Raw genomic sequence first — 13,407 nt, 5'->3', positions numbered from 1 at the left:
TCGCCGCCTGCCTCCGCCCCCGGATGAGAGCTTCTGCCCCGACCGTCCTTAGGCTGGGGCACCATGAGCAGTCTGACCCCCTCGCCCCAGGACGCCCGCCGGTGGCGCCGCTATCTCGCCGACGAGCGTGCGGAGGCCCAGGTCTACCGCAACCTGGCGGAGCGCCGCGAGGGTGAGGAGCGCGAGATCCTGCTCGGACTGGCGGAGGCTGAGAAGCGCCACGAGCAGCACTGGGTCGACCTGCTGGGGGACGAGGTTGGCAAGCCGGTGCGTGCCGGCTTCCGCAACCGGGCGCTCGGGGCCCTCGCCCAGCGGTTCGGCTCGGTCTTCGTGCTGGCGCTCGCGCAGAACGCGGAGTCCCGCACGCCATACTTCGCCGAGGCCGCCGCCACCCCGCAGATGGCCGCCGACGAGATGATCCACGAGGAGGTCCTGCGCGGGCTCGCGGCCCGCGGCAGGGCCCAGATGACCGGCAACTTCCGGGCCGCCGTGTTCGGCGCGAACGACGGGCTGGTCTCCAACCTCGCCTTGGTGATGGGCATGGCGGGGACCGGCGCGGGGCCGGGCGTCGTCCTGGCGGCGGGCATCGCGGGCCTGCTGGCCGGTGCGCTGTCGATGGGAGCGGGGGAGTACATCTCGGTGCAGTCCGCGCGCGAGCTGCTGGCGGCCTCGCGCACCAGTGACGGGGCCAGGGACGCGCTGTCCGAGCTCGACCTCGAGGAGAACGAGCTGATGCTCGTCTACCGCTCGCGCGGCATGAGCCCGGGAGAGGCCTCCGTCAAGGCGCGCGAGGTGATGTCCGCGGTGCACGGCCATCCGGAGCGGGCGGTCCCCTCAGGTGCGATGCCGGACGCCGAGGTCGACGTCGACCGGGAGGAGGCGATGGGCAGCGCGGTCGGCGCCGCCTCGTCCAGCTTCGCGTTCTTCGCCAGCGGTGCCCTGATCCCCGTGCTGCCCTTCCTCTTCGGCATGTCCGGTTATGCCGCGCTGGCCGTCGCGGCCGTGCTGGTGGGCGTGGCGCTGATGATCACCGGCAGTGTGGTCGGTCTGCTGTCTGGCGCATCGCCCCTGCGGCGCGCACTGCGCCAGCTGGCGATCGGCTACGGCGCCGCCGTCGTCACCTATCTGCTGGGCCTGGCCTTCGGGGCCACCGGGCTCGTGGGCTGACCGCGTCGCTCACTGCGGCACGGGTTCCGCTGTCGGCCGGGCAACCCTCGGCGTCGGCGTGAAGGCGATCGGGTAGCGGATCGCCCCGGTGTTGCCCGAGACCGGCAGCCACTCGCCCGCGCCGTCCGCCCGGGCATCGGGCATCCGGGCGGCCAGGATCGGCAGGGCCACGGCCATGTCCATCCGGGCCACCCAGTGGCCCAGGCAGTGGTGCATGCCGCCGCCGAAACCCATGTGCATCGGGTGCTCGACGGCGATGTCGAAGGACGGGTCCGGCTGGGCCCGCGGGTCGGTGCCGGCGCTGTGGGACAGCACCTGGACGATGTCCCCCGGGCGCAGCACCAGGCCCTCACCGAGGTCGACGTCCTCCAACGCCTCCCGGGTGATCCAGGTGACCGTCGGGTTGACCCGCATGACCTCCTCGACGGCGTTGCGCCCCAGGTCCGGGCGCTGCGCCAGCAGCTCCCACTGGCCGGGGTGGGCGAAGAGCGTCTGCAGGGCGAGGCCGAGCTGGTTGCGCGTGGTCTCCATGCCGGCGAACACCAGGAAGACCAGCGCGACCGACAGCTCCTCCGCGGACAGCCTGCCGTCCTGCTGGTGGCGCACCAGGTCCGAGACCAGGTCGTCGCGAGGGTGTGCCGTCCGGTCCCGGACGACCTCGTCGCAGTAGCCGTAGAGGCCCTCCAGCGCCGCCTCGATGCGGGGCAGGTCCTCCTTGATCCGGACGCCGAAGCACTTGCCCAGGTCGTCCGCCCAGCGCGCCACCTGAGCCCACTCCTCCTCGGGGAGCCCGATGAGCCGGCAGAGCACCCGCGAGGAGTAGGGCTCGGCGAACTCGGAGATGAACTCCACCCGGCCGCGCTCGCTGAACCCGTCGACGAGCTCGTGCGCCAGCTCGGCGAAGCCGGGCACCATCGCGGCGATGACCTGCTGCTTGAACGCGGGGTTGAGGAGTCGACGCAGCCGCAGGTGCTCCTCGCCCTCCAACGACAGCAGGACCTTGTGCCACCAGTCGCTGAACATCCCGGAGTGGATGCCGTTCTGTGCCGGCCACCGGGCGTTGCCCTGCCGGAACCGTCGGTCCTTGAGCAGCGCCGTCACCTCGGCGTGCCGCAGGACGGCGTGTCCGTAACTGGTGCGCGCCCAGAAGGACTCCTCACGGGCCTGGAGGACGGTGGGACTCGTGACGTCGAAGGTCGGGTCGGCCAGGTCGAGGAAGCGGGCGGTGGGCTCCATGACCAGATGGTACGCGGGTGGTCCGGGACGCTGTCCGTCACGCGGTAGCACCTGAGTAGGGCCTGCGGTAGCATCACGGCATGAAGCTCAGCATCAGCCTGTCGCCCGCGGAGGTGGCCGCGCTGGACGCCTATGCCCGCGCGACCGGCCTGACGTCGCGGTCCGCGGTGATCCAGCACGCGATCCGCCTGCTGGACGACCCGCAGCTCGAGGAGGACTACGCGGCAGCGTGGGAGGAGTGGCAGGAGTCAGGCGACGCAGACGCCTGGTCGGCCACGGCCGCGGACGGGCTGGCGGATGCTCCGCGGTGAGATCAGGCTCACCGACCTGGAGCCGGTCCGGGGCAGTGGGGCGAGCAAGCGGAGGCCCGCTGTGCTGGTGAGCAACGACCGGGCCAACGCCAGCGCCGCACGCCACGGGCGAGGCGTCATCACCGTCGTGCCCTTGACCAGCAACGTCGAGAGGGTCTTCTCGTTCCAGGTGTTCCTGGAGGCAGGTGACACCGGCCTCCGCGTGGACTCGAAGGCCCAGGCAGAGCAGGTGCGATCGGTGGACCTGCAGCGCCTCGGCCCGGTGGTGGGGCGACTCGGCGTCACGGCCATGCGCGCGCTGGATGACGCGCTACGTCTCCACCTGCAGCTCTAGAGAGCGGTCGCGCCGGCCCCGCGCAGGTCCAGCACCTCCAGCCCGCCGTCGGCACCGAAGTCGGTCAGGTGCCGCAGGTAGGTCGGGCGCCCGTTGTCGTTGAGCAGCCCGTCGTGGATCGGCACCGCCCGTGCGGGGGCGATGCGTCGCGCGAACTCGACGGTGTCGCTGACCCGGGCCCACGGTGCGCTCAGCGGCACGAGCAGCACGTCGACCGGGCCGGGCTCGGCGTCGAGCGCGTCGCCCGGGTGGAAGACGCTCGGCTCGCCCTCGGCCCGCACGACGACGCCCGTGTTGTCGATCCGCGGGACGTAGTCGTGGATCACCGCGTGACGCTGCCCCACCGGAGACAGGGAGACGGGACCGAGCAGGATGTCGGTGCCTGACGACATACTCTCCAGACGCTCAGCATGGTCGCCGGCGGCCTCGGTGACGGCGGCCGCGGTCTGGCCCTCGAGGAGCACCCGGGCACCCGGGTTGGCGGACAGGAGGGTGGCGAGCCGGGCGGGGTCGACGTGGTCGGGGTGCTGGTGGGTGCCCACGACTGCGGTGAGGTCCCGCACGTCCGCGAAGTCGCTGAGCGTGCCGGGGTCGATCAGGATGCGCTGGTCGGCCACCTCGAGCAGCACGCACGAGTGGCCCAGGTGGGTGATCTGCATGCCCTCACCGTATGCCGTGGGGCGCGGTGCCGCAGGCCGGTCCCCCGCAGCTCCCGCACCTGCGCCTCGAGGCGGGTCGCCGCTCGCGCCACCCGGAGAAGGCGCACTGGGCAGTCATGCGTGGATGGAGGATGGAGGTGGCGACGTAGGCTGCTGGGCGTGAAGTTCCTGGACGGCAGCGAGCCGCAGCACGACCTGACCTACAGCGACGTCTTCATGGTCCCGTCGAGGTCCTCGGTGACCTCGCGGATGGACGTCGACCTCACCACACCCGATGGCGTGGGCACCACCGTGCCGGTGGTCGCAGCCAACATGACGGCCGTGTCCGGCAAGCGGATGGCTGAGACGCTGGCCCGCCGGGGTGCCGTGGCGGTGCTGCCCCAGGACATCCCCGTGGAGGCGATCGAGGAGACCGTCCGGGCGGTCAAGGGGGCGCACCCGGTCTACGAGACCCCGATCGTCGTGGAGCCCGGGGCGCCGGTCGCGCAGGTGCTGTCGGTGATGGGCAAGCGGGCGCAACGGGCCGCCGTCGTGGTCGAGGACGGCCGGGCCATCGGGATCGTCACCGAGGCGGACTGCGAGGGGGTCGACCGGTTCGCCCAGGTGCGGGACGTGATGCACGAGCCCGAGGTCTCGGTGCCCGAGGGGACCGACGTGCGTGAGGCCTTCGACCTGCTGGATCACGAGCACGTGGACCTGGCGCCGGTCGTGGCCGGCGACACACTTCGGGGCGTGGTGACCCGCAAGGGGCTCCTGCGCTCCGCGATCTATGCGCCCGCCGTGGACGGGCAGGGGCGGCTGCGGATCGGCGCCGCCGTCGGCATCAACGGTGACGTGCGCTCGCGGGCCGAGTCGATCCTGTCCTTCGGCGTCGACGTGCTGGTCGTCGACACCGCGCACGGACACCAGGAGAAGATGCTCGAGGTGCTGCCCACTGTCCGGGACGCGCGCGACGCGCACGAGCAGGCGACCGGGCTCAGGATCCCGCTCGTGGCGGGCAACGTCGTGTCGGCAGAGGGCGCGCTGGACCTTGCCGCGGCCGGTGCCGACATCATCAAGGTCGGCGTCGGCCCGGGCGCGATGTGCACGACCCGGATGATGACGGGCGTCGGTCGTCCCCAGTTCTCCGCCGTGCTGGAGTGCGCCGCGGCAGCGAGTGACGTCGGTGCCCACGTGTGGGCCGACGGCGGGGTGAAGTATCCGCGTGACGTCGCCCTCGCCCTGGCCGCTGGTGCCTCCAGCGTCATGATCGGCTCGTGGTTCGCCGGCAGCTATGAGAGCCCGGGAGACCTGCAGCACGACGGCGAGTCCCGCCTGTTCAAGGAGAGCTTCGGCATGGCGTCGGCGCGTGCCGTGCGCAACCGCACGCGCGACCGCTCCGCCTTCGAGCGCGCCCGCCTGGCGCTCTTCGAGGAGGGCATCTCCAGCTCGAAGATGTATCTCGACCCCGAGCGACCCGGCGTCGAGGACCTGCTGGACCAGATCGTGTCCGGCGTCCGCTCGGCCTTCACCTACGCCGGCGCCGACACCATCGGGCAGTTCCGCTCGCGCGCGGTCGTCGGCATCCAGGGCGCAGCGGGCTACGACGAGGGGCGGCCCCGGCACACCTCCTGGTAGTCGGGAGCGGTGGTCGTCGCGCCCGGCCTCTGGGTGCGCTGCGAGTGATCGATGCGAACCGGTAGCAGTCGAGATCGGTGCACACCACCGTCACGATCGGTGGGACTGGTAGCAGTCGAGATCGGTGCACACCACCGTCACGATCGGTGCGAGCGAATCGCCGTCGATGCGAGCACTGTGCCATGACACCGACGGCGTGTTGCTCGCACCGACCGGGTGCAGTGGCGCCGACCGGGTGCACTGGCGAGCGGGGCGCGTACAAACCTCCCCAAGAATTGGTCAGCGGGAGGCGTGCCAGGCGGCGCCGATGATGCCGGCGTCGTTGCGCAGTTGGGCGGGCACGATCTGCGTGCGCAGGTCCAGCAGGGGCAGGAACTCGTCGGCGTGCTTGGAGACGCCGCCGCCGACGATGATCAGATCCGGCCAGAACAGGTCCTCGACGTGGCGGTAGAAGCGCTGCAGCCGCTTGGCCCACTCCTTCCAGGAGAGGTCCTTCTCCTCCCGCACGCTGGAGGCCGCGCGGTCCTCGGCGTCCTTGCCGTCCAGCTCGAGGTGACCCAGCTCGGTGTTGGGGACGAGCGCACCGTCGAGGAAGAGCGCCGAGCCGATGCCGGTGCCCAGCGTCGTCATGAGCACCACGCCCGCAACGTCCTTGCCGGCGCCGTAGTGCACCTCGGCCTCACCGGCGGCGTCGGCGTCGTTCATCACGACGACCGGCCGCCCGAGCACCTTCGTGAACAGTTTGTCGACGTCGGTGTCGATCCACGAGTCGTCGATGTTGGCGGCGCTACGGGCGACCCCGTGGTGCACGACCGCCGGGACCGTGACGCCGACCGGGGAGTCCGCACCGACCTCGTCCACGAACTCCTCGGCGATCTGCGCGACGATCTCGGCGACCTCATCGGGCTTGGCCTTCTGGGGGGTGTCGATGCGGCTGCGGTCGGTCGCGAACTCCCCCTTCCTCAGATCGACCGGCGCACCCTTGATGCCGCTGCCACCGATGTCGATCCCCAGGATCAGCTCCGTGTCCTTGCCGCCCATGCGGTCCTCCTCGTCGTCGAACTGGTTGTCGCGAGCGGGTCGTCAACTGCTCTGCGCCAGAGTGCCACGGGCCGGGTCACGGCAGGGTGAGGATCTCGTTCCCGGTCTCGGTGATCAGGATCATGTGCTCGAACTGGGCCGACCGGCGCAGGTCGGCGGTGACCACCGTCCACCCGTCGTCCCACTCCGTCCAGTCCGGGGTGCCCAGGTTGAGCATCGGCTCGATCGTGAAGGTCATGCCCGGCTCGATGAGCTGGGAGTACTCGGGGGCCGCGTCGTAGTGCGGAATGACCAGCCCGGAGTGGAAGCTCTCGCCGATGCCGTGGCCGGTGTAGTCGCGCACGACGCCGTAACCGAAGCGCTTGGCGTAGGACTCGATGACCCGCCCGATGACGTTGATCGGCCGGCCGGGCAGCGCCGCCTTGATCGCGCGCCGCAGCGCCTCCTCGGTGCGCTCCACCAGCAGGCGGGACTCCTCGTCCACGTCACCCACGAGGAAGGTCGCGTTGTTGTCGCCGTGCACCCCGCCGATGTAGGCGGTGATGTCGACGTTGACGATGTCGCCGTCCTCCAGCCGCCGGGAGTCCGGGATGCCGTGGCAGATCACCTCGTTGACCGAGGTGCACAGCGACTTCGGGAAGCCGCGGTAGCCCAGGGTCGAGGGGTAGGCGCCGTGGTCGACCAGGAACTCGTGGCCGATCCGGTCCAGCTCGTCGGTGGTCACGCCCGGCGCGACCGCCCGGCCGACCTCGGCCAGCGCCTGGGCGCCGATCCGCCCGGCGACCCGCATCCGCTCGATCGTGTCGGCGTCCTTGACCTCCGACCCGGTGTACTTCGCCGGAGCCGGCCGGTCGACATACTCCGGTCGCTGGATGGAGGAGGGGACGGCCCGCCGCGGAGAGACCTGTCCGGGGGCAACGGTTGCGGTGACGCTCGGCATACTGTGGAGTCTAGGCAACAGGTCCCGACGGTGAGGAGACAGCGATGCCCTACTGGTTCAACATCCGGACCGGCAAGGTCGAGGCACACGAGGACCCGGGCCGCGCGCAGGGCGGCGATCTGATGGGTCCCTACGAGACCGAGGCCGAGGCCGCCGACGCGCTGGAGACCGCCCGCAAGCGCACCGAGGCGTGGGACGAGGAGGACCGCCGGGAGCGCGAGTGGGAGACCGGTGACCCCGACTCCAACACGTGGGACAACAACCCGTTCAACGGCTGAACACCGCGGGGGAGTATGCCGTGCCCGGCGGCTGAGGAGGCGCCCCACGTCCTCGCCGGGCCGAGGCTCTGGAAGAGTGGGACCGTGAGCAACCTCAAGTTGGGATACAAGGCGTCCGCGGAGCAGTTCGGTCCGGCCGAGCTGGTGGATCTGGGTGTGCGGGCGGAGGCGCACGGGATGGACTCGGCGTTCGTCTCCGACCACTTCCAGCCGTGGCGGCACGACGGGGGTCACGCGCCGTTCGCGATCTCGTGGATGAGTGCGGTGGGTGCCCGCACCGAGCGGTTGGTGCTGGGCACGTCGGTGATGACTCCGACGTTCCGCTACAACCCGGCGGTGGTGGCGCAGGCGTTCGCGACGATGGGGTGCCTGTTCCCGGGCCGGGTGGTGCTGGGGGTGGGCACCGGTGAGGCGCTGAACGAGATCGCCACCGGTGGGTTGCAGGGGCAGTGGCCGGAGTTCAAGGAGCGGTTCGCCCGGCTGCGGGAGGCGGTGCGGCTGATGCGCGAGCTGTGGCGTGGCGACCGGGTCGACTTCGACGGGGAGTACTACCAGACACGGGGCGCCAGCATCTATGACGTGCCCGAGGGTGGGGTGCCGGTCTATGTCGCGGCGGGTGGGCCGGTGGTGGCGCGGTATGCCGGGCGCTCCGGTGATGGTTTCATCTGCACCTCGGGCAAGGGGATGGAGCTGTACACGGACAAGCTGGTGCCGGCGGTGGAGGAGGGACTGGAGAAGTCCGGCCGGTCGCTGGGTGACATCGACCGGATGATCGAGATCAAGCTGTCGTATGACCGGGACGCCGAGACCGCGTTGGAGAACACCCGGTTCTGGGCGCCGTTGTCGCTGACGCCGGAGCAGAAGCACAGCATCGACGACCCGATCGAGATGGAGCGCTTCGCCGACGAGCTGCCGATCGAGCAGGTGGCCAAGCGGTGGATCGTCGCCTCGGACCCCGAGGAGGTCGTGGCGCAGGTCCAGCCCTATGTCGACGCCGGGTTCAACCACCTGGTCTTCCACGGCCCCGGGCACGACCAGGAGCGGTTCCTGACCCAGTTCGAGGAGGACCTCGCCCCGCGCCTGCGCTCGCTCGGGTGAGTCACACGGTGGTGGACCGCCTGGGGTCCGGGGCCGCGTGTGGAGCCCGTTGCCGTGTGGAGTCCGTTCCCGTGTGTGGCTTTTGACCCCGTATCGGGACCGAAAGCCACACACGGGCACGAAGTCCACACACGGTCGCGAGGCAGGCCCGCGCTGACGGCGCGCTCGGTCGAAGGTGGCGGACGGCATACGGCAGGATGAGCCCATGGATCGTCAGCAGGAGTATGTCCTCCGGACCATCGAGGAGCGCGACATCCGGTTCGTCCGGCTCTGGTTCACCGACGTGCTCGGTGCGCTGAAGTCGGTCGCGGTCGCGCCGGCCGAGCTCGAGCAGGCCTTCGCCGAGGGGATCGGCTTCGACGGCAGCGCCATCGAGGGGTTCACGCGCGTCTACGAGGCGGACATGATCGTCCAGCCCGACGCCAGCACGTTCACGGTGATCCCGTGGCGGGGCGACAACCCGGGCACCGCGCGCATGTTCTGCGACATCCGGATGCCGGACGGCTCACCCGCCGGCAGCGACTCGCGCAACGTCCTGCGGCGCGCGCTCGACTCCGCCGCCGAGGACGGGTTCACCTTCTACACCCATCCCGAGATCGAGTTCTACCTGTTCAAGGAGCCCTACGACGCGAGCGTCGGGCCCATCCCGATCGACCAGGCAGGCTACTTCGACCACGTCGCGCGCGGCGACGGCCACGACTTCCGTCGTGCCGCGATCACCATGCTGGAGAAGATGGGCATCTCGGTGGAGTACTCCCACCACGAGGGCGGCCCCGGCCAGAACGAGATCGACCTGCGCTACGCCGACGCGCTGTCGATGGCGGACAACATCATGACCTTCCGGACCGTGGTGCGCGAGGTCGCGCTGCAGCACGGGGCGCTGGCCTCCTTCATGCCCAAGCCCCTCGCGGACCACCCCGGCTCGGCCATGCACACCCACGTCTCGCTCTTCGAGGGCGACAAGAACGCCTTCTACGAGCCGACCGCGAGCTACGAGCTCAGCCAGACCGGCCGCCGGTTCACCGCCGGCGTGCTGCGCCACGCCCGCGAGATCACGGCGGTCACCAACCAGTGGGTCAACTCCTACAAACGGATCTGGGGCGGCGGCGAGGCGCCGGCGCACGTCTGCTGGGGCCACAACAACCGCAGTGCTCTGGTCCGGGTCCCGATGTACTCCATCGGCAAGGGCCACAGCCGTCGCATCGAGATCCGGTCGATGGACTCCGCCTGCAACCCCTACCTCTCGTTCGCGCTGATCCTGGCCGCCGGGCTCAAGGGGGTCCGCGAGGGCTACGAGCTGCCGCCGGAGGCCGAGGACGACGTGTGGGCCCTGACCGACGGCGAGCGCCGCGCGATGGGCATCGACGAGCTGCCGCAGTCACTCTCCGAGGCGATCCAGGTCATGGAGTCCAGCGAGCTGGTCGCCGAGACCCTGGGGGAGACGGTCTTCGACTTCTTCCTGCGCAACAAGCGGCAGGAGTGGTACGACTACCGCGCCCAGGTCACCCCCTTCGAGCTGGACCGCTACCTGGTCCGGCTGTGAGCACACCGCCGCAACCCCTGCCGGGGGAGCTGGTCCGGGCCGGGTTCACCGACGCGCGCCGGGCCGAGCGGTTGCTCGCCGAACTGCTCGGGAGTATGCCGGGTGAGCCGGCCGGGGACGACCTCACCGGAGCGTTGTCGGTCACCGCGGACCCCGACCAGGCGCTGCTCGCCGCGGTGCGGCTGGTCGAGGCGGACCCCGCGACCGGTGCCCTGCTCGCCGAGGCGGGGACCGCGCGGGACCGCCTGCTCGCGGTCCTCGGTGGATCGAGCGCCCTCGGGGACCACCTGGTGCGCCACCCCGAGCACGCCACGGTGCTCGCGGACCCGGAGCCGTTCGGCCGGGGTCAGCGCTTCCCGGACCCGGAGCCGCTGTGCGAGCGGCTGACGGCGGCCGTGGCCGGGCTCACCGGCCGGGAGGGGATGGACGCACTGCGGGTCGCCTACCGCCGCGAGCTGCTGCTGATCGCGGCCGCCGACCTGGTCGCCGAGGACCCGGTCGAGCTGCTCCCCGACGTGGCGGCGGCCCTGGCCGACCTGGCCGCAGCTGCCCTGGAGGCCGCCGTCGTGCTGGCGCGGGCGGAGACCGAGGGTGCCGAGAACGTCCGGTTCGCGGTGATCGGGATGGGCAAGACCGGCGGGCGCGAGCTCAACTACATCTCCGACGTGGACGTCGTCTTCCTCGTCGCTCCCCGGCAGACCGACGCCCGCACCGATGCCGACGCCGGTGAGCGGTCGGCATACTCCTCGCTCGATGACGCCATCGCGGTCGGCACCTCGCTGGCCACCGCGGTCATGCGGATCTGCGGGCAGTCCACGGGCGAGGGATCGCTGTGGCAGGTCGACGCCGCCCTGCGCCCCGAGGGCAAGAACGGTCCGCTGCTGCGCTCGCTGGAGTCGCACCGGGAGTACTACCAGCGCTGGGCCAGGACCTGGGAGTTCCAGGCGCTGCTCAAGGCCCGGCACGTAGCTGGCGACGAGACGCTGTCCGAGGAGTGGCTGGACCTGGTGCGGCCGATGGTGTGGGAGGCCAGCGCCCGAGACGGCTTCGTCGAGAACGTGCAGGCCATGCGGCGCCGGGTCGAGGAGCACGTGCCCGCGGCGGAGGCCCCGTGGCAGCTCAAGCTCGGTCCGGGCGGCCTGCGGGACATCGAGTTCAGCGTGCAGCTGCTCCAGCTGGTCCACGGCAGGACCGACGAGGAGCTGCACTCGGGCACCACGCTGGAGGCTCTGGCGGCGCTGCGCGACGGCGGGTATGTCGCGCGGGACGACGCGCACGCACTCGACGACGCCTACCGCTTCCTGCGGGTCCTCGAGCACCGGGTGCAGCTGCACCGTCTGCGCCGCACCCACCTGATGCCCTCGACCGAGGCCGACCAGCGCCGGCTCGGACGCTCGCTGGGGGAGCGCGGGGACGCCGCGACCGCGGTGGTGCAGCGCTGGCGCGCCCAGCAGCGGGAGGTCCGGCGGCTGCACGAGCGCCTCTTCTACCGGCCCCTGCTGGCTGCCGTGGCCAAGCTGAGTAGCGACGAGGTGCGGCTCTCGCCCGAGGCGGCCAGGGTGCGGCTGGGTGCCCTGGGCTTCCGCGACCCTGCGGGGGCGATGCGACACCTGGAGTCGCTCACCGACGGGGTCTCGCGCCGCGCCACGATCCAGCGGCACCTGCTGCCGGTGATGCTGGGCTGGTTCGCCGACGGCGCCGACCCGGACGCCGGACTCCTCGCCTTCCGCCGGATCAGCGACACCCTGGGCACCACCCACTGGTATCTGAAGATGCTCCGCGATGAGGGCAGCGCCGCCGAGCGGCTGGCCCACGTGCTCGCCACCAGCCGGTATGCCGTGGAGCTGCTGATCCAGGCCCCCGAGTCGGTCTCGCTGCTGGGTGAGCCGACCGGCCTGCAGCCGGTCAGCCGGGAGACGCTGCACAGCAGGATGGTCGCCGCGGCCGAGCGGCACGAGGACCCGGCCGACGCCTTCACCGGGATCCGGGCGGTCCGGGCCCGTGAGCTGCTGCGCCTGGTGCTGGCCGACCTGGTCGGGGAGATCGACCAGCCGGCGCTGCGGGCGGCGCTGACCGAGCTCACCGACGAGCTGCTGTCCGCGGCCCTGCTGATCGCGACCCGTGCGGTGGTCGGGGACGCCGACCCGGCCGCCCGGATGCTCGTGGTGGGGATGGGCCGGCTCGGGGGCCGTGAGATGGGCTATGCCAGTGACGCCGACGTGATGTACGTCTTCGAGCCCGTCGAGGGTGCCGAAGGCGCGCAGGCGCAGGCCTCGGAGATCATCGCGGTGCTGCGCAAGGGACTGTCCGGCAACGGTCCCGACCCGGTGCTGGAGCTCGATGCGGACCTGCGTCCGGAGGGCAAGTCGGGTCCGCTGGTGCGCAGCCTGGAGTCCTACGCGGTCTACTACGATCGCTGGTCCGCAGGCTGGGAGTCCCAGGCCCTGCTCCGGGCCCGGTCGGTCGCTGGCGACCAGGACCTGGCGCAGCGGTTCACCGCACTGATCGACCCGTTGCGCTGGCCTGACGACGGGATCGACCAGGGCGCTGTGCGCGACATACGCAGGCTCAAGGCCCGCATGGAGGGGGAGCGGCTGCCCCGCGGCGCCGACCCACGCACCCACTTCAAGCTCGGTCTGGGTGGTCTCAGCGACGTTGAGTGGGTCGTGCAGTTGACCCAGCTGCAGCACGCGCACGAGCACAGCGGCCTGCGGACGACAGGCACCCTCGCGGCGCTGAACGCCGCAGTCGAGGCGGGGTTGATCGCGGAGGGCGACGCCTCGGTGCTGCGCCGGTCGTGGACGCTGGCCTCACGCCTGCGGGACGCCGGTGTGCTCTGGCGGGGTCGTGCCGTTGACTCAGTGCCCAGTGACAGCCGTGAGGCCGAGGGGATCTCGCGGATCCTCGACCGCCCACCCGGTCACGGTGGTGAACTGGCCGAGGAGTGGCGGCGCGCCGCTCGTCGCTGCCGGGCTGTCGTCGAGCGGCTGCTCTACGGAGGCCCGCTGGGGCACTCGCGTTCGCCCGGTCGTTCGCGTGGCAGCGCGGGTCCTGGTGGTCACCGCGCGCAACGCGCGTGATTCGCCGCTGCTGCTATGCCTCCTGTCCGAAGCTGAAAGCGTTCCGTCACAGGACATCCTGTTCCCTCCGGGCTAGCCGGGGCTAGCCGTCCCCGCGTCGCAG

12 protein-coding genes are annotated in these 13,407 nt (G+C 71.4%); 8 read left to right on the top strand and 4 right to left on the bottom strand.

What is annotated here, in order from left to right; translation table 11 throughout:
- Positions 1-63: 63 nt before the first annotated feature.
- On the top strand, positions 64-1,167 hold the full coding sequence (locus MWU75_RS18265; protein WP_247093643.1) for a VIT1/CCC1 family protein: 1,104 nt from the start codon (positions 64-66) through the stop codon (positions 1,165-1,167).
- Between the two features lie 9 nt (positions 1,168-1,176).
- Here the strand turns inward: MWU75_RS18265 and MWU75_RS18260 are convergent, their stop codons facing one another.
- Positions 1,177-2,403, bottom strand: a complete 1,227-nt coding sequence (locus tag MWU75_RS18260) for a cytochrome P450 (RefSeq protein WP_247093641.1) — start codon at positions 2,401-2,403, stop codon at positions 1,177-1,179.
- An 80-nt stretch (positions 2,404-2,483) separates the two neighbouring features.
- Between MWU75_RS18260 and MWU75_RS18255 the strand changes: the two genes are divergently transcribed.
- Together MWU75_RS18255 and MWU75_RS18250 are read left to right on the top strand one after the other, a co-directional pair.
- On the top strand, positions 2,484-2,714 hold the full coding sequence (locus tag MWU75_RS18255; RefSeq protein WP_247093638.1) for a ribbon-helix-helix domain-containing protein: 231 nt from the start codon (positions 2,484-2,486) through the stop codon (positions 2,712-2,714).
- Positions 2,701-3,048 carry a type II toxin-antitoxin system PemK/MazF family toxin gene (locus tag MWU75_RS18250; protein WP_247093636.1) on the top strand — a complete coding sequence of 116 codons (348 nt, stop codon included), beginning with the start codon at positions 2,701-2,703 and terminating at the stop codon, positions 3,046-3,048. Before MWU75_RS18255 ends, MWU75_RS18250 begins: the two co-directional genes overlap by 14 nt.
- Here the strand turns inward: MWU75_RS18250 and MWU75_RS18245 are convergent.
- A complete protein-coding gene (locus tag MWU75_RS18245; RefSeq protein ID WP_247093634.1) occupies positions 3,045-3,707 on the bottom strand; it encodes an MBL fold metallo-hydrolase in 663 nt (220 codons plus the stop codon). The two genes, MWU75_RS18250 and MWU75_RS18245, sit on opposite strands and share 4 nt — an antisense overlap.
- Before the next feature lie 159 nt (positions 3,708-3,866).
- Here MWU75_RS18245 and MWU75_RS18240 point away from each other — a divergent pair, with 159 nt between their 5' ends.
- Positions 3,867-5,324 carry a GuaB1 family IMP dehydrogenase-related protein gene (locus MWU75_RS18240; RefSeq protein ID WP_247093631.1) on the top strand — a complete coding sequence of 486 codons (1,458 nt, stop codon included), beginning with the start codon at positions 3,867-3,869 and terminating at the stop codon, positions 5,322-5,324.
- Between the two features lie 279 nt (positions 5,325-5,603).
- Here the strand turns inward: MWU75_RS18240 and ppgK are convergent, their stop codons facing one another.
- Complete coding sequence (gene ppgK, locus MWU75_RS18235; RefSeq protein WP_247093629.1) at positions 5,604-6,365, bottom strand: polyphosphate--glucose phosphotransferase; 762 nt, start codon at positions 6,363-6,365, stop codon at positions 5,604-5,606.
- Positions 6,366-6,441: 76 nt separating this feature from the next.
- On the bottom strand, positions 6,442-7,305 hold the full coding sequence (gene map / locus MWU75_RS18230) for a type I methionyl aminopeptidase (RefSeq protein ID WP_247093627.1): 864 nt from the start codon (positions 7,303-7,305) through the stop codon (positions 6,442-6,444).
- Between the two features lie 44 nt (positions 7,306-7,349).
- Here map and MWU75_RS18225 point away from each other — a divergent pair, with 44 nt between their 5' ends.
- From MWU75_RS18225 to MWU75_RS18210, 4 genes are all read left to right on the top strand, one after another.
- Positions 7,350-7,583 carry a methionine aminopeptidase gene (locus MWU75_RS18225; protein WP_247093625.1) on the top strand — a complete coding sequence of 78 codons (234 nt, stop codon included), beginning with the start codon at positions 7,350-7,352 and terminating at the stop codon, positions 7,581-7,583.
- An 84-nt stretch (positions 7,584-7,667) separates the two neighbouring features.
- Positions 7,668-8,681, top strand: a complete 1,014-nt coding sequence (fgd, locus tag MWU75_RS18220; protein WP_247093623.1) for a glucose-6-phosphate dehydrogenase (coenzyme-F420) — start codon at positions 7,668-7,670, stop codon at positions 8,679-8,681.
- A gap of 205 nt (positions 8,682-8,886) precedes the next feature.
- On the top strand, positions 8,887-10,224 hold the full coding sequence (gene glnA / locus MWU75_RS18215) for a type I glutamate--ammonia ligase (RefSeq protein ID WP_247093621.1): 1,338 nt from the start codon (positions 8,887-8,889) through the stop codon (positions 10,222-10,224).
- The gene (locus MWU75_RS18210; protein WP_247093619.1) at positions 10,221-13,304 is read left to right on the top strand and encodes a bifunctional [glutamine synthetase] adenylyltransferase/[glutamine synthetase]-adenylyl-L-tyrosine phosphorylase; all 3,084 of its coding nucleotides are present in this window, start codon (positions 10,221-10,223) and stop codon (positions 13,302-13,304) included. The genes glnA and MWU75_RS18210 overlap by 4 nt, the downstream gene beginning before the upstream one ends.
- Positions 13,305-13,407 lie beyond the last annotated feature (103 nt).

It is taken from the genome of Ornithinimicrobium sp. F0845 (genome assembly GCF_023015765.1).
Lineage (GTDB): Bacteria > Actinomycetota > Actinomycetes > Actinomycetales > Dermatophilaceae > Ornithinicoccus.
This window is presented reverse-complemented; position numbering and strand designations above follow the sequence as displayed.

Excerpts from the sequence above, each read along its gene's own strand:
- MWU75_RS18265 (WP_247093643.1), top strand. The coding sequence starts at position 64 with ATGAGCAGTCTGACCCCCTCGCCCCAGGACGCCCGCCGGTGGCGCCGC.
- MWU75_RS18255 (WP_247093638.1), top strand. The coding sequence starts at position 2,484 with ATGAAGCTCAGCATCAGCCTGTCGCCCGCGGAGGTGGCCGCGCTGGAC.
- map (WP_247093627.1), bottom strand. The coding sequence starts at position 7,305 with ATGCCGAGCGTCACCGCAACCGTTGCCCCCGGACAGGTCTCTCCGCGG.
- MWU75_RS18250 (WP_247093636.1), top strand. The coding sequence starts at position 2,701 with ATGCTCCGCGGTGAGATCAGGCTCACCGACCTGGAGCCGGTCCGGGGC.
- MWU75_RS18260 (WP_247093641.1), bottom strand. The coding sequence starts at position 2,403 with ATGGAGCCCACCGCCCGCTTCCTCGACCTGGCCGACCCGACCTTCGAC.
- glnA (WP_247093621.1), top strand. The coding sequence starts at position 8,887 with ATGGATCGTCAGCAGGAGTATGTCCTCCGGACCATCGAGGAGCGCGAC.
- ppgK (WP_247093629.1), bottom strand. The coding sequence starts at position 6,365 with ATGGGCGGCAAGGACACGGAGCTGATCCTGGGGATCGACATCGGTGGC.
- MWU75_RS18245 (WP_247093634.1), bottom strand. The coding sequence starts at position 3,707 with ATGCAGATCACCCACCTGGGCCACTCGTGCGTGCTGCTCGAGGTGGCC.
- MWU75_RS18225 (WP_247093625.1), top strand. The coding sequence starts at position 7,350 with ATGCCCTACTGGTTCAACATCCGGACCGGCAAGGTCGAGGCACACGAG.